Annotated in this window: 22 protein-coding genes and 1 pseudogene; 11 read left to right on the plus strand and 12 right to left on the minus strand. The window is 67.1% G+C overall.

Going from position 1 to position 20,443, the window contains the following annotated elements:
- Positions 1–34: 34 nt before the first annotated feature.
- Positions 35–436 (minus strand): peptide-methionine (R)-S-oxide reductase MsrB, encoded by a 402-nt coding sequence (gene msrB / locus AB0L53_RS14370; RefSeq protein WP_225289313.1) that lies wholly within the window; start codon positions 434–436, stop codon positions 35–37.
- Positions 437–964: 528 nt separating this feature from the next.
- Positions 965–1,834, minus strand: coding sequence for a dihydropteroate synthase (folP, locus tag AB0L53_RS14375; RefSeq protein ID WP_363993300.1), 870 nt, complete (start codon positions 1,832–1,834; stop codon positions 965–967).
- A gap of 335 nt (positions 1,835–2,169) precedes the next feature.
- On the opposite strand from folP, the gene AB0L53_RS14380 reads away from it, so the two are divergent.
- The 3 genes from AB0L53_RS14380 to ligD all read left to right on the plus strand — a co-directional run bounded on the left by AB0L53_RS14380 (position 2,170) and on the right by ligD (position 4,844).
- Entirely contained in the window at positions 2,170–2,673 is a 504-nt protein-coding gene (locus AB0L53_RS14380; protein WP_363993301.1) for a polymorphic toxin-type HINT domain-containing protein, read from the plus strand.
- A gap of 325 nt (positions 2,674–2,998) precedes the next feature.
- Positions 2,999–3,604, plus strand: a complete 606-nt coding sequence (locus tag AB0L53_RS14385) for a DUF6193 family natural product biosynthesis protein (protein ID WP_363993302.1) — start codon at positions 2,999–3,001, stop codon at positions 3,602–3,604.
- 232 nt (positions 3,605–3,836) lie between these two features.
- Positions 3,837–4,844: a non-homologous end-joining DNA ligase gene (gene ligD / locus AB0L53_RS14390; RefSeq protein WP_363993303.1), complete on the plus strand. Its 1,008-nt coding sequence runs from the start codon at positions 3,837–3,839 to the stop codon at positions 4,842–4,844.
- A 31-nt stretch (positions 4,845–4,875) separates the two neighbouring features.
- Here ligD and AB0L53_RS14395 read toward each other — a convergent pair whose 3' ends face one another.
- From AB0L53_RS14395 to AB0L53_RS14405, 3 genes are all read right to left on the minus strand, one after another.
- The gene (locus tag AB0L53_RS14395; RefSeq protein ID WP_363993304.1) at positions 4,876–5,715 is read right to left on the minus strand and encodes an alpha/beta hydrolase; all 840 of its coding nucleotides are present in this window, start codon (positions 5,713–5,715) and stop codon (positions 4,876–4,878) included.
- The gene (locus AB0L53_RS14400; RefSeq protein ID WP_363993305.1) at positions 5,702–6,166 is read right to left on the minus strand and encodes a hypothetical protein; all 465 of its coding nucleotides are present in this window, start codon (positions 6,164–6,166) and stop codon (positions 5,702–5,704) included. The genes AB0L53_RS14395 and AB0L53_RS14400 overlap by 14 nt, the downstream gene beginning before the upstream one ends.
- A 252-nt stretch (positions 6,167–6,418) precedes the next feature.
- Entirely contained in the window at positions 6,419–7,648 is a 1,230-nt protein-coding gene (locus AB0L53_RS14405) for a transposase (RefSeq protein ID WP_363993306.1), read from the minus strand.
- Positions 7,649–7,786: 138 nt separating this feature from the next.
- On the opposite strand from AB0L53_RS14405, the gene AB0L53_RS14410 reads away from it, so the two are divergent.
- Positions 7,787–8,284 carry a hypothetical protein gene (locus AB0L53_RS14410; RefSeq protein WP_363993307.1) on the plus strand — a complete coding sequence of 166 codons (498 nt, stop codon included), beginning with the start codon at positions 7,787–7,789 and terminating at the stop codon, positions 8,282–8,284.
- 77 nt (positions 8,285–8,361) lie between these two features.
- Positions 8,362–9,036, plus strand: a complete 675-nt coding sequence (locus AB0L53_RS14415; RefSeq protein WP_363993308.1) for a class F sortase — start codon at positions 8,362–8,364, stop codon at positions 9,034–9,036.
- Here AB0L53_RS14415 and AB0L53_RS14420 read toward each other — a convergent pair.
- The 3 genes from AB0L53_RS14420 to AB0L53_RS14430 all read right to left on the minus strand — a co-directional run bounded on the left by AB0L53_RS14420 (position 9,033) and on the right by AB0L53_RS14430 (position 12,002).
- Entirely contained in the window at positions 9,033–11,138 is a 2,106-nt protein-coding gene (locus AB0L53_RS14420; protein ID WP_363993309.1) for an acyl-CoA dehydrogenase, read from the minus strand. The genes AB0L53_RS14415 and AB0L53_RS14420 overlap by 4 nt on opposite strands.
- Before the next feature lie 120 nt (positions 11,139–11,258).
- Positions 11,259–11,633: a hypothetical protein gene (locus AB0L53_RS14425; protein WP_363993310.1), complete on the minus strand. Its 375-nt coding sequence runs from the start codon at positions 11,631–11,633 to the stop codon at positions 11,259–11,261.
- 99 nt (positions 11,634–11,732) lie between these two features.
- Positions 11,733–12,002, minus strand: a complete 270-nt coding sequence (locus AB0L53_RS14430; RefSeq protein WP_363993311.1) for a hypothetical protein — start codon at positions 12,000–12,002, stop codon at positions 11,733–11,735.
- A 131-nt stretch (positions 12,003–12,133) separates the two neighbouring features.
- Here AB0L53_RS14430 and AB0L53_RS14435 point away from each other — a divergent pair.
- From AB0L53_RS14435 to AB0L53_RS14445, 3 genes and pseudogenes are all read left to right on the plus strand, one after another.
- Positions 12,134–12,313 (plus strand): annotated as a pseudogene (locus AB0L53_RS14435) (hypothetical protein); the annotation flags it as partial.
- 386 nt (positions 12,314–12,699) lie between these two features.
- Positions 12,700–13,272, plus strand: a complete 573-nt coding sequence (locus AB0L53_RS14440) for a hypothetical protein (protein WP_363993312.1) — start codon at positions 12,700–12,702, stop codon at positions 13,270–13,272.
- 239 nt (positions 13,273–13,511) lie between these two features.
- Positions 13,512–13,919 (plus strand): hypothetical protein, encoded by a 408-nt coding sequence (locus tag AB0L53_RS14445; protein WP_363993313.1) that lies wholly within the window; start codon positions 13,512–13,514, stop codon positions 13,917–13,919.
- Between the two features lie 28 nt (positions 13,920–13,947).
- Here the strand turns inward: AB0L53_RS14445 and AB0L53_RS14450 are convergent, their stop codons facing one another.
- From AB0L53_RS14450 to AB0L53_RS14460, 3 genes are all read right to left on the minus strand, one after another.
- Positions 13,948–14,091, minus strand: a complete 144-nt coding sequence (locus tag AB0L53_RS14450; protein ID WP_363993314.1) for a hypothetical protein — start codon at positions 14,089–14,091, stop codon at positions 13,948–13,950.
- A 225-nt stretch (positions 14,092–14,316) separates the two neighbouring features.
- Positions 14,317–15,099, minus strand: a complete 783-nt coding sequence (locus tag AB0L53_RS14455; RefSeq protein WP_363993315.1) for a MerR family transcriptional regulator — start codon at positions 15,097–15,099, stop codon at positions 14,317–14,319.
- 132 nt (positions 15,100–15,231) lie between these two features.
- Positions 15,232–16,797, minus strand: a complete 1,566-nt coding sequence (locus AB0L53_RS14460; protein ID WP_363993316.1) for a serine hydrolase domain-containing protein — start codon at positions 16,795–16,797, stop codon at positions 15,232–15,234.
- Between the two features lie 392 nt (positions 16,798–17,189).
- On the opposite strand from AB0L53_RS14460, the gene AB0L53_RS14465 reads away from it, so the two are divergent.
- Positions 17,190–17,666, plus strand: a complete 477-nt coding sequence (locus AB0L53_RS14465; RefSeq protein ID WP_363993317.1) for a hypothetical protein — start codon at positions 17,190–17,192, stop codon at positions 17,664–17,666.
- Between the two features lie 91 nt (positions 17,667–17,757).
- Here the strand turns inward: AB0L53_RS14465 and AB0L53_RS14470 are convergent, their stop codons facing one another.
- Positions 17,758–18,546, minus strand: a complete 789-nt coding sequence (locus tag AB0L53_RS14470; protein ID WP_363993318.1) for a type II CAAX endopeptidase family protein — start codon at positions 18,544–18,546, stop codon at positions 17,758–17,760.
- 126 nt (positions 18,547–18,672) lie between these two features.
- On the opposite strand from AB0L53_RS14470, the gene AB0L53_RS14475 reads away from it, so the two are divergent.
- Both AB0L53_RS14475 and AB0L53_RS14480 read left to right on the plus strand, forming a co-directional pair.
- Entirely contained in the window at positions 18,673–19,812 is a 1,140-nt protein-coding gene (locus AB0L53_RS14475) for a sensor histidine kinase (protein ID WP_363993655.1), read from the plus strand.
- Positions 19,809–20,441 (plus strand): response regulator transcription factor, encoded by a 633-nt coding sequence (locus AB0L53_RS14480; RefSeq protein WP_363993319.1) that lies wholly within the window; start codon positions 19,809–19,811, stop codon positions 20,439–20,441. The genes AB0L53_RS14475 and AB0L53_RS14480 overlap by 4 nt, the downstream gene beginning before the upstream one ends.
- The last annotated feature ends 2 nt before the right edge of the window (positions 20,442–20,443 follow it).

Raw genomic sequence — 20,443 nt, forward strand, 5'->3', positions numbered from 1 at the left:
CTCCACGCGCTCGATACGCGGTGTCGCCGGTCGTTCACGCGCTGGGTTCGAGCCGCAAGGACACGGAGTTGATGCAATAACGGTCATCCGTGGGCGTGGCGTACCCCTCGCCGTGGAAGACATGCCCCAGATGAGAGTCGCACCGCGCGCAGCGCACCTCGGTACGCACCATGCCGTGGCTGGCATCCTCGATCAGCCGCACCGCGTCCGAATCCGACGGCTGGAAGAAGCTCGGCCACCCGCAGTGCGACTCGAACTTCGTGTCCGACCGGAACAACTCGGCCCCGCACGCCCGGCAGGAGTAGACGCCCTCGGTCTTGGTGTCGACGTACTCGCCGGTAAACGGACGCTCGGTGCCCGCCTCCCTGAGCACGTGGAACTCGTCGGGAGAGAGCTGGATCCGCCACTCGGCATCGCTCTTGACCACCTTTTCCATACTTCCAGCGTACGAGATCCGGCAAAAAGAGATCTCCGTTGGGTGAAGCATCCCTTCTGGGGCCAATTTGCGTCTTTGACGACAAGGGGGTGTCATCACCTCCTGCCCAGAGGTGAGATCACTCGCCGGATCGCCTGCGCGGCACAGCCCACGCCCGTGCTGGCGCCGCCGGCGATCCGAAGACCGGCCGGGTGGCGCGCCAGCGCCCGGAACGGTGGCGAGTGATCTTTTGGTCCGTCCCGTCGAGCGCCGGTCCCGCCACCGCGCCCGCTCCGGGCCGGACCACCTCATATCAACCTCTTTTTTACGGCAAGCACCGTCAACCCAGGCGCCGCAAGGGGCCGGGCGGAGGCCGGCCGGTTCCCTGGGGCACGTACGGCGCGTGCCGTTGGCCCGCTGGACTCGCCGAGCCCGCGCACCGGCCGCGCACCTCAGCAAACGTCCGCCAAGCCACCGGCCCAACTCGCTTGACGCTCGCCCTTCGGGTGCTACGCATTGGGCGGACGGCTTGGCTCCCGTCGCACAGATTTACGCCAAACCGAGCAGTGATTCCGCCGCTCTCATCGCAGTGACATTCCCGGCGACATCATGGACTCGCACGACCCGCGCGCCCTGATGAACGCACATCGTGTTCGCCGCGATCGTTCCCGCCTTCAGCGCTTCGCTGTCTCGTGCTACCCCGAGGCTTTCCCGAATGAAATGCTTGTTGCTGCACGCCACGAGTACGGGATATCCGATCGCCGCGATCTCTCCCAGACGGCGGGTTATCGTGTTCGAGTGCTCGGTGTTCTTGTTCAGGTCGTGCCCCGGATCGATGAAGATCTTCTCCGGTTTGATGCCATGTCCAACCGCGGTGTCCGCCCGGTGGCGAAGGAATTCCGTCACCTCGCTGACGATATCCCCATATTGGGGGCTCGCTACCACCTCCCCCGGCCCGCCGATGCTGTGGGTAATGACCACGCTCATCCCCGTCTCGGCGATAAGGCTCGCCATCCCCGGCGAACGGAGCCCGTTCGTGTCATTGATCACATCGGCACCCGCTTTGTAGGCCGCCTCCGCGACCTCCGGCAGGTGAGTGTCCACGCTGATCACGGCGTCGCTCTTCTCCCGAATGCCCTTGATCACCGGCACCACTCGGTCTATCTCTTCCGCCCCCGACAACGGTGGCTGATCAGAGCGGAACGCCCGGCCCCCTACGTCAAGCCATTCCGCGCCATCCCGTAGCGCCCGCTCCGCCGTCGCGATCGTCTCACCAAGCTCCATCGACCGATTAGGATCCAGGCCCGAGTTGGGCGTGCGATTCACAATGCCCATCACGACTATGTGGCGCGCTAGATTAAATTCTCGCCGTCCCACTCTCCGTATCGGCGCGATGAGCTTGGGGTGGTACATCTGCATTACGTTCAACTCCGTCTGAAATCAATGGTCCAGCGCAGCGCTATGAAGAGGCCGATGGATCCCAGTTCAATCAAAACTACGTTACTGCCGGCCCCTTCTTCATTGCTCGCCTCAGTCGCTACGTCACTCGCGGTCGTACTCCAGCGCAGCCGAGTCCGTCGTGGATCTCCACCACCATAACTTCAACATCGACCTTGAGCGACAGCCGAACTACGTGCACACCTCATCGCCGAATTTCCCTTATGGGGGTCTGAGAGGAGCTCGCGCGCCACGCCCCGCGCGGACATGCGGCCTGGGGCCGGGCTCACACCTTCTGCCGCACCGTCGCCGGCACCATGGTCAAGCTCGCCGACGGCACGTCCAAGGCGATAGAGAAGATCAAGCCCGGTGACAAGGTCCTCGCCACCGACCCGATCGCCGGCAAGACCGCACCGAAGGCGGTCGTCGCCGCCTTCTCCGGCGTCGCCTACCTCAACCTCGTCCAGATCACGGTCGACATCGACGGCAAGAAGGGCGACGCCACCGGCGTCATCCTCGCCACCGAACACCACCTGTTCTGGGACACCAAGGACGGCGCCTGGGTCCGCGCCGACCAACTCGCCAGCGGCGGCCGCCTTCGTGCCCCTGACAGCGTCGCCATCGATGTCGTCAGCGTCGCCACGAAGCAGGGCCACCCCACTGTCCACGATCTGACCGTCACCGACTTCCACTCCTTCTATGTAGCCGCTGGGGACACACCCGTCCTTGTTCACAACTGCGGTGTAGCTCTGGGATACAGGAAGGCAGGTACGCGTAAGTTCGCGGAAGACAGAGAACTCAAGCAACCGAGGAAGAGATGAGCTGGATCGCCAGAGCCGTTCATCATGGGCAAAGAGAGTGGAGTTCCGTAAAATTCTATGATGATGCCGGCGATTCGGTGAACGTCCCGGAGCCGGATTGGAGCTCTTTCGGGAGGCTGCCCGAGCTGCCCTGAGATGCGGGGGGTCCCTCTGCGTGGAGAAAGCCTGACCCCTCTTTCGGTTAGAATCAATAAGACCTGTCCCTCGATCCTGAAGGCGTCCATAAATGGCAGGCGGAAGTGGCAGTTCGGGCCTTGACCCTTCGAGCGTCCTGGACGGTGACCTTTACCCAGACCTCGTTCGGTTGGGCGGTCTTGCGCCCGCGGTGCGCGAGCTCGCGGAGCGCAGTGATATCGATCTCGGGATACTCGATACGCAGCCTGGGACCGGCCGGTTCAGCACCGTGGACATGAGTTCGGATCGTGGCGTCATCTCGGTTCTGCTTGGTGTCCAGAGGCGCCTGTTCTCCATCGCGATTCGAGATGATGTTCATCCCTGGGCGAGTGGCGGGACTGATGATCTTTCTGCCGTGGTCGGAGTGGCCGACGCTTGGCGTCGAGGGGCGTCGTTGAGGGCACTGGTTGACCGGTTCCCGTTCATGAGCATCAGCCATCTGGCTGAGGCCTATGAAAGCGGCGATCCAGTTTCGGCTCAATGGGACTCTCTTCTCGGCGACGCCGAATTTCGGCACGTCGCTCCCGTGCTGCTGGCGATTCATCAGGTGGATCGCCTGCGGACGCTGTTTCCGTACGTGTCTCACGGCACGATTCGCCTTGCCTTGGATGTCATGGACAGGTCGCGGGGAGAGATTTGGATCGCCAGGCTTCGTAATGGAAGATTTCGGGTTGAGTCCACGACTCGCGGTGAGTCGGGGAAGGAAACCGGCTCCATGGAAGATGCGATAGAGGCCGCACTTTCTTATCTTCCCTGAGTCCCACAAATTCGATGGCCCGTGCGCGTAGGCGCTCGGCTCGGTCGTTCCACGCGGATGGTCGTGGCGTCACGACACGGCGCTCAGTCGTCTACGCCGGAGGAGTGTTTCCCTGGACAGGCGCCGGTCCCGCGCGGTGGGTGGGGCTCACCGTGCCTGCCGTACAAGATCGTCAAGAGAATGAGGTACGGCGTGCAGGCGATCTCCACCCGAGGCGCGTTAGGTTGGGGGCATGGCGTCACCGTTTGTTGAGATTGAGGTGGGGGAGCGGACCGTTAAGGTCACAAATCCCGACAAGGTGTACTTCCCGGAGATCGGGGCGACCAAGCGCGAGCTGGTCGAGTACTACGTGAGTGTCGGCGACGGCGCCCTGCGGTCGCTCAAGGATCGGCCGACCAACCTGAAACGCCACCCCGACGGCGTGAACAGCCCGGCGATCTACCAGAAGCGGATGCCGCCCAAGCATCCCGACTGGCTCGAGACCGTGACCGTCACGTTCCCCAGCGGGCGCAAGGCCGACTCCCTGCGTGTCACCGAGGTTGCCGCCATCGCCTACTGCGCCAACCTCGGCACCATCGACTTCCACCCCTGGCAGGTGCGCGCCGCCGACACCGAGCACCCCGACGAGCTGCGCATCGACCTCGATCCGCAGCCCGGCCTGGAGTTCGACGCCGCGCGGAAGGCCGCGTTCCTGACCCGTGAGGTGCTGGACGAGCTGGGGATGACCGGGTTCGTGAAGACCTCGGGCAACCGCGGTGTGCACATCGCCGTGCGGATCGAGCCGCGCTGGGACTTCGTCCAGGTACGGTACGCGGGCATCGCCCTGGCCAGAGCCATCGAGGCGCGGGACCCCAGCCTGGTCACGACCGCCTGGTGGAAGGAGGAACGCGGCGAACGGGTCTTCATCGACTTCAACCAGAACGCCCGCGACCGCACCATAGCCAGCGCCTACTCCGTCAGGGCCAGGCCCGACGCCACCGTCTCCACCCCGCTCACCTGGGACGAGCTGGCGGACGCCGACCCGCGCGACTTCGACATCCGCACGGTCCCGGCCCGCTTCGCCAAGCTGGGCGACGTCCACACCGCCATCGACGACCAGGCGTACTCGATCGAGGCCCTGCTCGACCGCTACGAAAGCGACGAACGCGGCGACATGCCCTATCCCCCCAACTACCCGAAGATGCCCGGCGAGCCCAAGCGCGTGCAGCCCAGCAAGGCCAGGGACAGAGACCAAGACTGATCTGCCGGCGCCGAGCGCGGGGCATTCGGATTCACGCTGATGAGGCGCTGCCCGAGCTGTTCGCGGTGAGGAAGTCTGTTACGAGCGCGGCGACCATCTTCGGCTGCTCGGCGAGCATATTGTGGCTGGCGTCCAGCTCTTTAACCTGAATATTGGGCGGTACATCGGCGAGGTCCCGGCGCACTCCCCTTCTGAACGCCTCCATCAATTCCCCGCCCGACATCCCTGGCGGGTCCTGTGTCGGGATCACCACCAGCGCGGCACAGGTGACCTGACGCAGCAGCGGAATCGTGTCGCGGAACTCCGGCGCGTATCGCACCGCTTCGAGGAGCTCCGCGCCAGGCCGGGCGTATGTGTTCCCGCCCTTCTCAGTGAGAGCTCTCTTGGGGAACATCCCTTGGAACTCGGCGGGTAGCGGCTGACTCATGTTCGCGGCCTGCGCGTCGAACATGGCCTTGAGTTTCGCCAGCTCTTGGTCCCTCTCAGCCGGATCCATCCCCGGATAGTTGTCCGGGTCGTTCTCAGCTGACCGCAATCCGTCCAGGTTGACGATGCCGGGGCATTCGGGGTGGCGCCGGGCCCACAGCACGGCGAGCATTCCGCCCAGCGAGTGCCCGGCGATTGCCGGGTTGCCGAGGTCGAAATGCCGCACCACGGCCTCGATGTCGTCCAGGACTCTTTCCCACTCCCACGGCCCGTCTCCGGACAGGCCGTGGCCCCGCAAGTCCATGGCCACGGCCCGGTGGTCGCCGAGTTCCAGCCCGTCCCAGGCTTCCAAGGTGCCGCCGAGTCCGTGGAGAAGAAGCACGGGCTCGCCGTCCCCGCCCAAGTCCCGCGCGGCGAGGGGGATTTCGTGGTCAGTAATGGTCACGTCGTGTGGCATAACGCTCCTGAGGTTGGTTCAGTCGTTCGTGTATGGATTCTGTGGTCACCCCGCCGTCGGGATGGCGGTCGAGCTTCGCGCGTTTGACGAGGTCGTGAACGCCCTGCCGGGTGATGCCGAGCATCGCCCCCGCCGTGGCGAACGGCACCGCGACCTTGCCCGGGTGGCCCACACGTCTGGCCACCGTCCGGCCAAAGGCGGTGCGCCACCACTCGTCGGGTGGATCGAACGGGCTGTCTCCGGGAAAGACCGCCGCTATCAGCCGCGCTGCCGTATGAACCGCGAGCCGGTCGTCGGGTCCCAGCAACTGCGCGGCCCACACCTCGGCCTCGATCCGCAATCGATCCCTGACCGGACTCACCTGTTCGTCCGAGCCGAACAGGATCTCCAACGGATCGACGATCCGCCGCTCGATCAGTCCGATCAGCTCACCGGCCAACGCGACGTGCTCGCTCGTACTCACTTGACAGACGATAGCAAGTACTTGCCGTCTGGCGTCAAGTAGTCATCGGGCTGCGGTCACTGCCTGTAGGCCATTTGCCGTTCATTCCGCAGTTCGCGGGATGGGTGAAAGCGGAAAGTAAGCGACTGATTTCACTTCGGTCACATTACTTGACTCTTGGTCTAATAATTCGCGAGGCTTTCTTTCTATCTCGGGGCGTGACAGCCGATTCGGGAGCCTTGTTATCAACTACCACTGGTTGATTGAGGCTGGTGGTTTGCTCTCGCGGTCCCGTCTGGCTGAGGGGAGGCCGGTAGCGTGTGGCTGGTTGATGGCAGCCCAGCCCGCTATGCCGCGTGTGGCGATGTTGCGGGCTGCGATGTGGTCGGCGTGCCCAGCGAGGCCACACCTGGTGCAGACGAACCGGCCCCGTGCCGGTCGGTTCGCCCGGCTGACGTACCCGCATTCCGGACAGGCCTGCGAGGTGTAGGCGGGGTCGACCAGCAGGAAGGCGATCCCGGCCCGGGCGGCCTTGTAGCGGGTGAAGGTGATCTGCTGGGCGAAGGCCCAGGTGTGCAGGGTGCGCCGCTGGAACCGATGAGCCCTTACCCGGCCGCGGATGCCCTGAAGATCCTCCAGGGCGATCCCGCGGCCGGTGCGTTCGGCTTCACGCACCACGAACTTCGAGATTTGGTGGTTGAGGTCGGTCATCATCCGGTGCTCCCGCCCGGACAGACGACGCAGCACCCGCCGCGCCGCAGACGTCCCCTTCCTCTGCAGGCGCCGGCGTTGCCGGTGCCGCCGCTCCCGCAGCGTGCGGACGTGGCCGTTACCGCCGACCGGCCCCGGCAGGGCGGGGCCGGGCAGCACCGCACCATCGGAGGTGACCGCCAAATTGGCCACCCCCTGATCCACCCCCACAAAGCCGCCGACCGGCTCACGCACCACCGGTCGGGGCAGAGTGACGGTAACCTGCAGCAACCACACGCCGCGCCGGCAGATCAGGTCCGCCTCCCCCAGCGGCAACGCGTCCACGGCTTTGAGGTCTTCCGACCGGCCGGTGTAGGGGATGGTGACGCGGCCGGTGGGGGTCCACAGCGACACCGTGCGGGCGTCACGGTTGAAGCTCATCAGCCGGGCGTCATAGGGGACAGCGCCGTACGGGCGGAAGATGTGAGCGCGTTTCTTGGAAGCGCGCCGGTTGGCGTACGCGCCGGCGACCCGGGCGATCGCCCGCACGGCCGCCTGCGCGCCCAGCCCGGCCACCTGCGCCCGCACCTCGTAATAGGCCAGCCGATGCAACTCCACCACGGCGAAGACGCGATGCTGGAAGGCCAGGCGGGAGACGACGGTGGCCGCCTGATTGCACACCTGCACCGCCGCCGTCAGAGCGTCGGCCTGGGCCGGGGCGGGCGTGAACCGCAGTTGCATGATCGTGGGCAGGCCGTGACGTTTGGTCGCGGAGCGGCGGATCGCCATCGCGCACCTCCTGTCACAGGATCCTCACCCACCGCACACATTACCGAAACGTGACCGAGACTTTCCATACTCTTTTCGAAAGGAGGGGTGGCGCTTCCTCCCGGCCCTGAAGGACCGGGTCTCCGCGCCACAATTCAGATGACAAGAGCGCGACGTCTCGCAGCCGCCGGAGCATTGGCGGCTTTCGTGGCCGGTGGCGTGTGCATGGCGGCGGGCATCGGAACCGCTTCGGCCTCCACACGGGACGAGCCGAACGCGGGTGCCACTTGCCTGCTGCCCATCCTGCCGTGCGAGGTCCAGCCGTCGCTCGCGGTGCCTGACCTGCCCATCCCCAACCCGCTCGACAGCTGGTCCAGCGCGCCCGCGACGGACGACTCGTGGTCACCGCCGCCCAGTGAGCCGGCGCCCTCGAAGGAGCCCGACCGGCCGTGGAAGCCGGCCGACGAAGAAGAGCACCGGATGCCGCAGGGCCATCCCGAGACGGGCGGCGGCGGGCTGGTGCCTGAGCCGCCGGTGTGGCCGTTCGCGGCGGGCGGCGTCGCGCTGCTGGCCGGGGCGGGGCTGACCGGGTTCGCCGTGCGGCGCGGCAAGGGCGACGCGGATGCGGAGAGGATGGCGCGGGCGGCCCAACGCTGAAGCGACCGGTGCAGAGGATGGCGCGGGCGGCCCAACGCTGAAGCGGCCGATGGCATGGGAGACGGGGCGGTGAGACGGTGGCTGGCTCGAAGCTGATCTGGGCCGGGGCGGGTGTGGTGTCGCTGGCCGGGGTGCTGCTGATCGGGTTCGGGATCAACGGCATGCTCGGCGACGGCGCATCCGAATCCGTGGCGGCCGCCGGACCCCAGGTGCCCCATGCGCTCAAGGCCACCAGCCTGCCGTCCCTGAACGTGCCGCTCGACAAGGTCGCCAAGCCGATGAAGGCCGCGCGGCCCACGGCCGTCTACATCCCCTCGATCGGCGTGTCGGCGCCGCTGATGGAGCTCGGCCTCGACGCCGCCGGGGCGATCCAGAACCCGCCCTTCGACCCGCCGAACCTCGCCGGCTGGTACCGCTACGGCGCCGTCCCCGGCGGGCGGGGCGCCGCCGTGATCACCGGCCATCTCGACACGAAGAGCGGCCCGGCCGTGTTCGCGAGACTCAAGAACGTCAAGCGCGGCGAGCAGGTGCAGGTGCTGCGGGCCGACCGGTCCGTGGCCGTGTTCGTGGTGGACCGGGTCGAGCACACGCCGAAGAAGAGCTTCCCCACCAAGAAGGTGTACGGGAAGATCGACTATCCGGGGCTGCGGCTGGTGACCTGCGGGGGGAGCTTTGACCGGCAGGCGCACAGCTACCGGGACAACACCATCGTGTTCGCCCACCTCGCGGCGCCGTACCATCTCAAAAGCTAAGGGTCGCGGGGCAGGCCGAGGGCGCGTTCGGCGATGATGTTCAGCTGGACCTCGGCGGTGCCGCCGCCGATGGTGAACGCCCTGGTGGTCAGGATCGTCCGTGACCAGCGGGCGTTCGACGGGTCGAGTGACCAGCAGTACTCGGAGACGGCCTGGGCGTGGCGCATGCCGAGGAGCTTGCGCACGCTGGGGGCCGTACCCGGGTCGGTGCCCGAGAGCTGGGAGAGCGTCACGCGCAGGCCGAGCGCCGAGATGGCCTGGCCCTCCGCCCACAGACGGCCCGCCTGTTCGCGCTGGGACTGGCGGAGGTCGGGCAGCTTGCCGACGAGTTCGATCATGTCGGTGTGCTGGGAGCCGGGGCCCCAGGAGTCGCCGAGCGCGACCCGTTCGTGCGAGAGCGTGTCGCGGGCCACCCGCCAGCCGCCGTCGACCTCGCCGACCACCAGGTCATCGGGTACGAACACGTCGTCCAGGAACACCTCGTTGAAGATCTCCTCGCCGTTGATCTCCTTGAGCGGCCTGATGGTGATGCCCGGCGTGGCCATCTCCACCAGGAAGTAGGTGATGCCCTGATGCTTGGGTTTCGAGGGGGAAGTCCTCGCCAGACATATCCCGAAATTTGCATACTGGGCGAGAGATGTCCAGATCTTCTGGCCCGTCAGGGACCAGCCGCCCTCCACCCGGGTCGCCCTCGTCGACAGGCCCGCCAGGTCGGAGCCCGCGCCCGGCTCGCTGAAGAGCTGGCACCAGACGATCTCGCCGGTGAACGTCCTGGGCAGGAAGCGTTCGGCCTGCTCGCGGGTGCCGTACTTGACGATGGAGGGCACGGCCCACGCCGCTATGCCAAGGTTCGGGCGACCGAGATCGCGGAACTCCTGGTGGATGATCACCTGCTCCAGCGGTGACGCCGCCCGGCCCCACGGCTTCGGGAGATAGGGCATGATCCACCCTTCCCGGGCGAACCTCCCCAGCCTCGCTTCTGGCTCCAACGCCCGCAGGGACGCCGCCTCGGCCCAGATCGTGTCGCGTACCTTCGCCGCCTCCTCGGGCAGATCGGGCTCCATGCGCCGCCGCACCCCCGCGGCGGCCAACTCGGCCACCTTCTCGGCCCACACCCCCGGATCGTTGGCCAGCATCCTGTCGGACAGGGCCCGGCGATAGTAGCGATGCGCGTCGTGCTCGTAGGTGTAGCCGATGCCGCCGAGGACCTGGATCGCGTCGGCGGTACACCGTACGGCCGCATCGGGCCCCAGCACCGCCGCCACCCCGACCGTCAGCCGCGCCTCATCGCCGACCATCCACGGTCCGGTACGACTCGCGGCCGACCCGCTCGTGACCCGCGTACGGCCGAGGGTCGGTGCGGCGGGAATCGCCTCGTCCAGGGCCCTGGCCGCGTCCCAGACGGCGGCGCGTGCCTGCTCCAGCGCCACCAGCGCCGCCGCCACCCGGTGCTTGACCCCTTGGAACTGCCCGATCGGCCGCCCGAACTGCTCGCGCGCCTTGGCATACTCGGCGGCCGTCGCCACGGCCCAGGCCGCCACCCCGCACGAGTCCGCGCCCAGCAGCACGGCGGCCACCTCGCGAACCGGCACGACACCGAGCGGCCGCTTCCGCGTCCCGGTGAACCCCACGATCGAGCACACGGCGCGGTCGAGGTCCACGCTCTCGAACGGCTCGGCGGTGACGTCCTGCCACTCGAACAGCGACCACTCCCCGTCCCCGATCGGCAGCAGGAAGACGTCGGCCTTGGGGGAGCCCAGGGCGAGCAGCGCGTCGCCGCCGGCCGTACCGTGCAGGGCGACCGCCGCGCTGAGCGACCCGTCGGCGAGGCCGCCGAGCAGGTCCTTCGGTCCCCGGGACCGCGCCAGCACCGCAGAGGCGAGCACGGTCGGCAGGTAGGCGCCGGGCAGGCGCCGCTCACCGAGCACCTCCAGCGCCACGGCCAGCTCCAGCAGCCCGTAGCCCTGACCGCCGTACTCCTCGGGCAGGTGCAGCCCGAGCACCCCCTGCTCGGCCAGCGCCCGGTGGCTGGTGTCCCGCTCGGCCTGCCCGCGTACGGAGGCGGCCAGCGCCCGGTGTTCCTCGGTCAGCCCGATCCCCATGCGACCGAATCTAGAAGCCCGGTGGGTCGATCTCCAGAGGTCAGAGGCAACGGATCACGTACGGTTGGCGACGGGTGGCTGGGCGTGGCGGGTTGCAGTCGATCGCGTACCAAGGCTCTCTCATCGCGCGCCGTCGACTGCTGCGGCCCCGGCACCGGATGTGACGTCGGCGATCACCTCGGACAGCGGATGATTCGCGCGTAGATCGGCATACCGGAGAGCCACCCGGCGAGCAGCGCGGGCAGGTTCGACAGCGGAATGCCAGGCGTAAAGCACGCGCCTACGCTGGGCGTCCCATCCCGTACGCCACCAGTAGCGTTCACCGTCGCACCAGACGACCAGGCCGACCCACACCGACACGAGAGCCATCCCGTAACCCTCGTGAACGTCGGCGTGGATACCCAGCGTTTCAAGCTCATCTCTGAGCTGCTCTGCGGCAGCGGGAGCATGGGGGCCGGAGCCGGGGTTCAAGGCTTCCGGGGGAGTGGCGGACATGCCACCAAGCATCACGGAGAGTTACATGCCACTCCAGGGACGTGATGTGGCACATGGAGATTCTCCGCGCGGCACCTGCCACAGGTGGTGGCAGTTCGATCAGGATTCGACACCCAGGAACGTCGCGATCTCGGCTTGGTCGGCACGAAGCGCCCGCGATCTGTTCTCAATGAGCTGATCCACCACACGTCGGGCGAACGACTGGTACTTGAGCCAGTGCGGTACCCGAGTCCGTAGGTCATGAAGTATCGCCCACGACTCCGCCGCATTCCGTGCGGAGGCGTTGGCGCTGGCGACGTCGAGCATGTACCGGTGCTTCGTGCTGCTGGACAGCCGGTTCGACAGCCGTACGGTGTTGTGGATCTCCAACGCCCGTGAATGGTCGCATCGGCTTCGTCGCCCTGGTTGTTTCGTACGGCTGCCGCGGAGGCCCACAGCAGTAGCCATCCCCATGTGGCGAACTCGGCCGGATTCCTGGTCGAGAAGCGAGGTCGCAGGTGCGGGACGTGTTCGCCGCCCCGTCGCTGCGGTGGGCCGATCCGCGCGCCCATCTGCTGGACGGCCCGGCGTGGGAGGCGATCAGCGAGGACGTGCTCGCCTCGCTGTCGCTGACCGACCCGGTCCAGGCGCACCTGGATGCCAAGCTGCTGGCGCTGGATGCGGCGTGGGAGCAGATGGCCGGCCGTCTCGAGGAAGCCGGCTATCTTGGGTTCTCGGCCTCTTCTCACAGGTCAGAGCGAGATGATCTTTTCTTTCACGTGTGGCACGTTGGCTGATCTTCACACCATGTTGCCTCGAACGTGTGTCCCATTGCTATCTAGCGTTCTTGAGCGAAGTAGCTGGTCAGCAGCTTGAAGGTCGTTAAGCCATGTAAGGCAAGTAGGCCGGCTGCGGCGGCTGTCGCGCCGGTGGATCGTCGAACGGTCCATCCAGTCTGGCTGATGCGCTTGACCGCTGGATGGACAGATCGTTTCTAGGTTGCTTGGGTGAAGGTGGAGCATCCTGCGAGAGCGAAACCCGGAGCCGCGCGCTGGCGGCGGCTCGACACCCAGCCAAAGGAGACAGCATGTCCTCGGCCCTCAGCGGTGCGGAGTTTGAGAATCTGGTCCGCTCTATCCACGAACACGGCAAGCTCCACATCGCCGAAGTCGCTGCGGGGCGCACGCCGCCAGCGAAGCACGTCCTCCCCAGCCACATCTCGACAGCCAAGGTGCCCGATCTTCCCGCCGAGGTCCGGGAAGCCTTCGACGTCTTCGTGACCGGCACCCAGGAGCTAGTCGCCGAGAACATGGACCTCGCGGCTGCCGCGCAGCAGTTCCTCAACGGCGATAAGGCCAGGAGTGACTTCCAAGATCTAATCCGCAAACAGGCGGACAAGTTCAAGCGCGGGTTCAATGACTTGTTCGATGTGCTAAGGGACAAGATTATCGAGAGCGGGGAAGCCCACCCCGGCCAGGTAGACGAAATAATCGCGGCTTTCGACGGGGTCAGCGACTTCTTCACTGACAGGTTCGATGATGTGGCCGACTTCTACTCCAAGCTGGTCAAGAACGTCTCCGAACAGGCGAACCAGGTGAGCAGCTTCTTCCAAAATCTGCAAAACCAGATCCAGGACTGGCGGGCCAACCACCCCGGTTGATCAACACTGCGATCGTTATCTAGGGTTGGAGGTCCCTTCCAGCAGGTCAGAGGACGATGACCTCTTCTTTCACGTAAGCCAAGTTGACCGAACGCAGCCCGGGCCCAAGAAGAACCGAGCGTGCGGAGAGCGCCTCGGGGTCGTCAAGGGCGCGGCGCGGCACTCCTCTAATACGCGGGTCTCGTTGTCAAGGCCTGAGCGGTTGACGGACCAATATGGGACCGTGATGATCACATGGCATGAGTCATCCCTCCGCCGAAGAGACCAACTATCGAGTGCAGATGGAGACCAGCCGGTGGCTGATCATCGATGCCACGATGGACAACGAGGTGAGCGTTGAAGTTGTCGAGGGCGACCCGGGGAACGTAGTCGATCTCGGCGACAGCATTCGTCAGGCCGGCTGGGACCAGATCCCGGACTGGCCGCGTGACTTGGCCGGGTTCAAGCACTGGCCAGCGCCCGGCCAGACCTCAACGCTGACTTTGAGCCGACCGCAATGGGACCTGGTCATCTCCGCGCTGGAAGGCTGGTCGGCCGTGACCGCCAGCCTCGGGGATCCCGAGAACGCGGACCAAGCCGAAGCAGATCGCGCCCTCGTCGAGCTGGTCCGGACGCAACTGCTGGAGCAAGGATGGACGTCCCGTTGACGCGCTGAGAGAGGTTCATCCAGCTTGTTCAGCCTGTGGTTTCAGTGAGACGGGCTTCCAGGGCGGCGATCATCTGAGCGAGCAGACCGGTGTTCTCCTGTCGGACCACCTGGGGGCCGACCTTGTCGATGCCGGAGACCTTGGTGATGCACTCGTCGACGGCCGTGGCCATCGTGCCGAACTCATCGCCCAGTCCTTGTCCTGAGGCTTTCCTTGAGCTGGAGGGCGAATCGCCCGTCGTGCCCGGCCTGGCAGCGCGATCCTGTCCTTTGGCCGCTCCGTCGAAGGACGCGTGGATGGCTGAGGAGATGCACCCAGCGTGGGACGAGCCGCTCCAGCGGCGTCTGCCGGCAGACCCCGGCCGGTCCCCGGGCCGAAGGACCGGGGACCGGCGCGATCAGTGGGTGTCTGGTCTGGGGATATGGATGCCCGCGGCGCGGAGCTTGGCCTCGACGAGCGCGACCCCCCGGGCCGCGGCCGATCCCTGCTCTTCGCCGTAGTGGGCGATCAGGTGGTACCGGGCCGCGGCGTCGGTGCGGGCTTGCAGGCCGGTCACGATCTTCAGGTGTGCGGGGTTGGCGAGGAAGTGCTCGGCAACGGCAGCGGCGAGCTCGGCCAGGCGCGGGTCGTCCGGCTCCCATGCCGTGGCTTGGATTGCGTGCTTGCTCAACGCGACGAAGCGGGGGTCGTCGAGGGCGTGCTCGACATGGGTGAGGAAGTCGCCGAATCCCTCGGGGACCAGGGCCCTGGCCAGCACCCAGCCCTCCCTGGTGGCCGCCACCTCCTCCGCGGGGACGCCGAGGCCGGACAGCCGCTCCAGCAGCGCCACGGCGCGGTCGGGCAGCAGGGCCCGGTCTCCGTCTGCGAGCCGGTGCAGCATGTCACGGCGCGCGATCAGCTCCTCGATCCGTTCGGTGAGCTGCCGCTCGACGTCGGCGAGCGCGGCGGCGAACTGGGCGGCGTCGGCGTCGATCATTGGCCCGATCTCGGCCAGCGGCACCCCGGCGGCGGCCAGCGTCCGGACCTGCACCAGCCGCAACAGCTCGGCCGATCCGTACCTGCGGTAGCCGGAGCCGTCGCGTTCTGGCTCCTTCACCAGGCCGAGCTTGTGGTAGTGCCGCACCGTCTTGACGGTGACGCCGACGAATGCCGCCGCCTGCCCGATCGTGACTCCGTTCATCGGCTAAATCCTGCCTTGTGCTCGAGCTCGGCGACAAGGCAGACCCCAGCCGAGCAGGTGGCCCCCAATTCACGTTCTCCCTGATGCACGACCGGAAGGGGTCGCCTCTGAAGGCGTACGGGTCACAGGTGTTCAGTCCGCCGGCTGAGCCGGATCGGCCTGCTCGCCGCAGAACACCTCGTTGACGAGCCTTTGCTGGGCGTTCTGGACCGTTGTCGCTATGGACATGTCGGCGTCGTCCACCCAGTTCAGTACGGCGGTCATGGTTTTGCTGCCGTCGGGTGTGCTGTACATCAGCGTCGTGGAGCCGACCGTGCCGCCGTTGTGGGTGATGACGGTGCCGCCGCAATCCGTTTTCTGGACGATCACTCCCAGCCCGTACTCGAAGTTCGGGATGCCCGTGGCGCGCGGGGTGCACATCTCGGCCAGCAGTGCGGTCGGCAGGAGCTTGCCGCCTATCAGCGCAGTGATGAACGTGTGCAGGTCCTGGCTGGTCGAGATCATGTCACCGCCGGTGGAGACCCAGGAGGGGTTGTGGCGGGTGATGTCGATCGTCTTCTGCCGGCCGGCATCCTCGTAGCGGTAGTAGATGTGGGTGTGTGGCTCAGGGATCTCCGGCGAGGCGTCCGGCACCACCGTGCCCGACAGCCCGAGCGGCCCCAGGATCCGTTGCTGCATCTCCTCGGCGAGCGAGCGGCCGGTGACCTTTTCGATCAGCAGCCTGGCCAGCACGTAGTTGGTATTGGAATAGCTCCAGCCCGTCCCCGGCTCGAACCGGGCCGGCTTGGACAGCGCCAGTCGTACCAGCTCCTCGGGCCGGTAGGTGTGGAACCGGTTGTCCACCCACTCCTTGCCCGTGGTGCCGTAGGGCACGGGGATCCCGTGCACGATCGACCCGTCGTCGTAGACCTCGCCGGTGAAGTTGAACAGCCCGCTGGTGTGCTGCAACAGCATCCGCACCGTGATCCGCTCGTCCAGCCCGAACTCGGGCAGGTAGTCGGCCGCCGGGGTGTCCAGCTCGATCTTGCCCTCGGCCACCAGCTGCAGCACCAGGGTCGCGGTGAAGGTCTTGGTGTTGCTGCCGATCCGGGCATGCCCGTTGACCGGCGGCTTGGCGGTCCCGCCCAGCTCGGCCACCCCGGCGCTGCCGGCCCACGCGCCCCGCTCATCGTTCACCCGCAGCGACACCCCGACGAAACCGGACTTTACGATCTCCTCGATCGCCTTCTGCAGCTCCGGGCGATCCTGCCCGGCCGCAGCTTCCGGCACGACCCCGCTGTCCGCAGCGGCTGCCCTGGCGGCGTCGAGGGCTTCGGTGATCTTGCGGGCCATCTCGGCCGTGGCGGGGCTCGGCCGGCCCTGGTGCATCTGGGCGGTTTCGACAGCGACGAGGACGGTGCGGCGGAAGTTGCCGGCCTCGGCCGGATCCTGCTGCTTCAGCAGGTTCATGGCTGCGGTCAGGGCCGGCAGCACGCGGTCGGCGATCTCGGCCACGGACTTGCCGGTCAGGTCCTTGCTCTTGGGGTAGTCGGCGAGCACGTGCCCGATCAGGCCGGTGGCCGAGCCCAGCGCGATGCCACCGTTGGTGGCGATCTTGTGAGGCTTGCCGGCGGCACCGGCCGCGGCCATCAGCGACACGGCGCCGTACGCGGCAATCCGCAGGGTGCTCTTGTCCTGGTCGGAAAGGGTGATGGACATGGTGGTTTGCTCCTACAAATCTGTTATGTCCGGTCGGCGTCGCGCCGCTGCGCCGAGCTTCCACCCTGACCCAAGGTCAACCTCAACCGTGATCTAACTCACAGCTGCATTGAGGTTCGAGACAGTCCCCCCGCCGGGCGGCAGTCGCATCTCGCGCGGGAGGTCCGGTGGTGTTCCGTAAGGCGATCCCCCACCGGAACACCAGCCGCCCGGGCAACCGCCCCAGGTCGGGGTGTTCCGTATAGGTGTTCCGCGAACCGTTCCGGTCAAGGCCCCCGCGTGGGAACCTTTGGGATGTCCTTCGCGTCCTATGCATCATGCATAAGATCGTGACCGCAGCCATCACCGGAGTCGGCATCCTCATCTTTTCGTCCGCCTGTACCACGACAGCCGTGACTGCTTCCCAGGAGTCATGCACGTTCACCTGGTCCAACATCGACGACCGTGACGTCCTCACCGCGGTCTCCGAAGCGAGAACGTTGGCAAAAGGCGAGAAGTGGGTCCCGTCCATGCAGGTGCTGCGGTCGGGCGTCGCGCAGGTGACCGGGGTGAAGCTCGACAACCCGCAGACGGCGATCACGTCGTTGGGCAAGCGGGTCAGCCAGTCGTTGGCACCGATCGGCCAGATGTATCCGTCCAAGGGCCGTCACGGTGAAAACTCTTTCGGTGCCGCGGGACGGTATGTCGTCTACCAGGTGGCGCGTCACCTGGTAGACGCTGACTTCGTCGTGGAGTGCGGCGGGAAGCGGCTCGGCTCGGGACACGCCACCTCCTGGCAGTCCGGCGACTCCGGCGGGACAGCGGAGTGTGACGTCAAGACGGGGGACGAGAACCGCATTGCCCGCATGGCGCTCGAGCTGGCCTGCTAGGAGTCCCGGTCCTACTTTGCGGCTCGCCGGGGCTACAGGAGTTCCAGGCCAACCCGACGCGAACCGTCGCCATCCCCGCACAAGATCATTCTCATCGATAACGGCTGTTCCCCGGTTCCTCAACCCCGGTACCGGACACCCGGCCGCGGCCGCCCGGGAATCTGAGCACCAGGACGGAGGCCAGGACGAGAGCGGCGGTCTGAAGGGTGAGCTGCACCGCGTAGTTGATCTCCTGAGTGGGGAACGCGCCGCTGCTCAGGTAGATCGAGGTATGTACGCCCACAGCCATCCACACCGCTCCCGTTCGCGCCCGAGCCGCCCCGCACAGCAGCCCGAGCGCGGTGGCCTGTACGACATAGAGGATCTTCTCCGCGATCCCCGAGGCGGGGCTGCTCGACAGGATGTGGATCGCGCCGAAGGACAGCGTGGTGATCGCCAGAACGGCGCGGGGGCTGAGCCGGTCGGACAGCGTGTCGTACAGATGGCCGCGGAACAGCAGCTCCTCCGGGAACGAGGCCCTCAGCATGATCAGGACGATGGCGAGCGGGAGCATGAGGGGCGACTCGATCGCCGCTGGTTGCCAGGTCGCCGCGCCCGCCCAGACGGACACGGCGTTGCCCGCGAGGAGGGCGGCCAGGCCCACCGCCATGCCAAGCAGCGCCTGGGGCAGGGCCCGCCAGGTCAAGGTCATCCCGAGGCCGGACCACGGGCGGTGGCTCACGAAGCGCCGATAGACGTAAAGGAGGAGGAGCACCAGCACCGTGATCAACGGGGCCACTGCCTGAGAGCCGTCGAACAGGACGTTGCTGATCGCGGCGACTCCGAATATGGCGGCGAACAGCATCGCGATCGTGACGAGGGCAGCACCGAGAATTCGCATGGCGGCACGCTAGAACCCGCTCGTCGCCCCGCACATCGAGCATGGGGTAGATCCGGACATGACCGAAGTACCGTGTCGCTGGGGGGATGCCCGGGGGTGGGCGGCCGCGTAGGGTCCCCAGATGTGATGTTTCGCGACCCCGGTCGGCCTGCCCTGCTGTCGGTGGTGTTCTGGTCGGTCTTCGCGACGGTCCTGGTCGGCGGCGTCGGGTCCGCCGTGGAATCCACCACCGGATCTGCCGCCGGATGGCCGCGCCTCGGGCTCTTCGCCGCTCTGATGGCGCTGGTGGCGGTGCTCTGGCTGGTCATGCCGTGGAGCCCCGGCGCGAGCCCCGTGCGCAAGCTGGCCGCCCCGGGACTGCTGGTGACGATCTTGTTCGTCGGTCAGTTCCTGAGCGGGTGGCACATCGCGCTGGTGTTCGTCGCGATGGTGAACCTCGCCTTCGTGTACGACATGCGCCGCGCCATCGTGATCACGGCGATCTACCTGCTCTCCGTGGGCGCGTCCATCCTGGTGCTGTTCGGCGCCACCTGGCGCGAAGTGCTCGACCAGGTCATGCCGATGACGCTGCTCGCCGTCTTCTCCCTGGCCATGACCTCCGCCCTGCTCGAGGCCGGGCGGCAGCGCGCGGCGGCGCAGCGGCTGATCGAGCGGATCAGGGAGCTGGCCGTGGCCGAGGAACGCGCCCGGATGGCCAGGGACATGCACGACTCGATCGGGCACCAGCTCACCGTGATCAAGATCAACCTGGAGAACGCCGAACGCTATCGGGAGCGGCGTCCGGAACTGATCTGGGAGGAGGTGCGCCAGGCCAAGGAGATGACCGTGCGGGCGCTGGCCGAGGCGCGGCGCTGGGTGCGCGCGCTGCGCCCCCTCGCCCTGGACGGCCAGCTCGGCAGCACCGCGCTCGGCCAGCTGGCCCGGTCCTTCGAGGGCACCGGCATCGAGGTCGGCTTCACGGTCGACGGGCTCGAACGCCGCATCGACCCCGACTCCGAGCTGGTCCTCTACCGCGTACTCCAGGAAGGTCTCACCAACGCGCTGCGGCACGCCGAGGCCCGCCGGGTGCGTGCCCGCCTGAACTTCGGCGAGGATCGGGTGGTGCTGACGATCGACGATGACGGCAAGGGCGCGGCGCGCGCGGCCGGGTTCGGCCTGTCCTCGCTGGCCGAGCGGGTGCGGGCCGTCGGCGGTAGCTTCCTGGCGGCCAACGCCCGCGACGGCGGGTTCGAGCTGCGGGCCGAGGTGCCGGTGGCCCGGCCATGATCCGCGTACTGCTCGTGGACGACCAGGAGCTCATGCGCCGCGGACTGCGCAAACTGCTGGAGATCGAGGACGGGATCGAGGTGGTGGGCGAGGCCGCCGACGGCCGGGAGGCACTGGCCGCCGTGCCGGCCTGCGCCCCCGACGTGGTGCTCGTGGACGCCAGGATGCCGCGGATGGACGGGGTCGAGCTGACCGCCCGGCTCGCCGCCGAGCACCCGAGCGTCGCCGCGCTGGTGCTCAGCACCTTCGAGGAGGACGCGTACATCTTCGGCGCGCTGCGCGCCGGAGCGTGCGGTTACCTGCTGAAGGACTGCTCGCCCGAGGAACTGGTCGACGGCATCCGCAAGGCGTACGAGGGCGAGACCGTGCTCGACGGACCCGTGGCCGCCCGGCTCGTGGCCGAGCTGCGCGGGCAGCCGCGCGAGCCGAGCCGCTTTCACGGCCAGGAGCTCCTGTCGAGCCGGGAACTCGAGGTGGCCAGGATGATCGCGGTGGGTGCGACCAACCGGGAGATCGCCGCCCGGCTGTTCATCACCGAGGGGACGGTGAAGAACCACGTGTCGAGCATGCTGCGCAAACTGGGCCTACGCGACCGCACCCAACTCGCCCTGCACCTGTCCAGAGCGTAAGA

The organism is Nonomuraea sp. NPDC052129 (genome assembly GCF_040680095.1).
GTDB lineage: Bacteria > Actinomycetota > Actinomycetes > Streptosporangiales > Streptosporangiaceae > Nonomuraea.

Excerpts from the sequence above, each read along its gene's own strand:
- AB0L53_RS14425 (WP_363993310.1), bottom strand. The coding sequence starts at position 11,633 with ATGTCCGCCACTCCCCCGGAAGCCTTGAACCCCGGCTCCGGCCCCCAT.
- AB0L53_RS14450 (WP_363993314.1), bottom strand. The coding sequence starts at position 14,091 with ATGGCCACGGCCGTCGACGAGTGCATCACCAAGGTCTCCGGCATCGAC.
- AB0L53_RS14380 (WP_363993301.1), top strand. The coding sequence starts at position 2,170 with ATGGTCAAGCTCGCCGACGGCACGTCCAAGGCGATAGAGAAGATCAAG.
- AB0L53_RS14460 (WP_363993316.1), bottom strand. The coding sequence starts at position 16,797 with ATGTCCATCACCCTTTCCGACCAGGACAAGAGCACCCTGCGGATTGCC.
- AB0L53_RS14455 (WP_363993315.1), bottom strand. The coding sequence starts at position 15,099 with ATGAACGGAGTCACGATCGGGCAGGCGGCGGCATTCGTCGGCGTCACC.
- AB0L53_RS14410 (WP_363993307.1), top strand. The coding sequence starts at position 7,787 with ATGACAAGAGCGCGACGTCTCGCAGCCGCCGGAGCATTGGCGGCTTTC.
- ligD (WP_363993303.1), top strand. The coding sequence starts at position 3,837 with ATGGCGTCACCGTTTGTTGAGATTGAGGTGGGGGAGCGGACCGTTAAG.
- folP (WP_363993300.1), bottom strand. The coding sequence starts at position 1,834 with ATGCAGATGTACCACCCCAAGCTCATCGCGCCGATACGGAGAGTGGGA.
- msrB (WP_225289313.1), bottom strand. The coding sequence starts at position 436 with ATGGAAAAGGTGGTCAAGAGCGATGCCGAGTGGCGGATCCAGCTCTCT.
- AB0L53_RS14405 (WP_363993306.1), bottom strand. The coding sequence starts at position 7,648 with ATGGCGATCCGCCGCTCCGCGACCAAACGTCACGGCCTGCCCACGATC.
- AB0L53_RS14440 (WP_363993312.1), top strand. The coding sequence starts at position 12,700 with ATGTCCTCGGCCCTCAGCGGTGCGGAGTTTGAGAATCTGGTCCGCTCT.
- AB0L53_RS14420 (WP_363993309.1), bottom strand. The coding sequence starts at position 11,138 with ATGGGGATCGGGCTGACCGAGGAACACCGGGCGCTGGCCGCCTCCGTA.
- AB0L53_RS14470 (WP_363993318.1), bottom strand. The coding sequence starts at position 18,546 with ATGCGAATTCTCGGTGCTGCCCTCGTCACGATCGCGATGCTGTTCGCC.
- AB0L53_RS14445 (WP_363993313.1), top strand. The coding sequence starts at position 13,512 with ATGAGTCATCCCTCCGCCGAAGAGACCAACTATCGAGTGCAGATGGAG.
- AB0L53_RS14480 (WP_363993319.1), top strand. The coding sequence starts at position 19,809 with ATGATCCGCGTACTGCTCGTGGACGACCAGGAGCTCATGCGCCGCGGA.
- AB0L53_RS14475 (WP_363993655.1), top strand. The coding sequence starts at position 18,673 with ATGTTTCGCGACCCCGGTCGGCCTGCCCTGCTGTCGGTGGTGTTCTGG.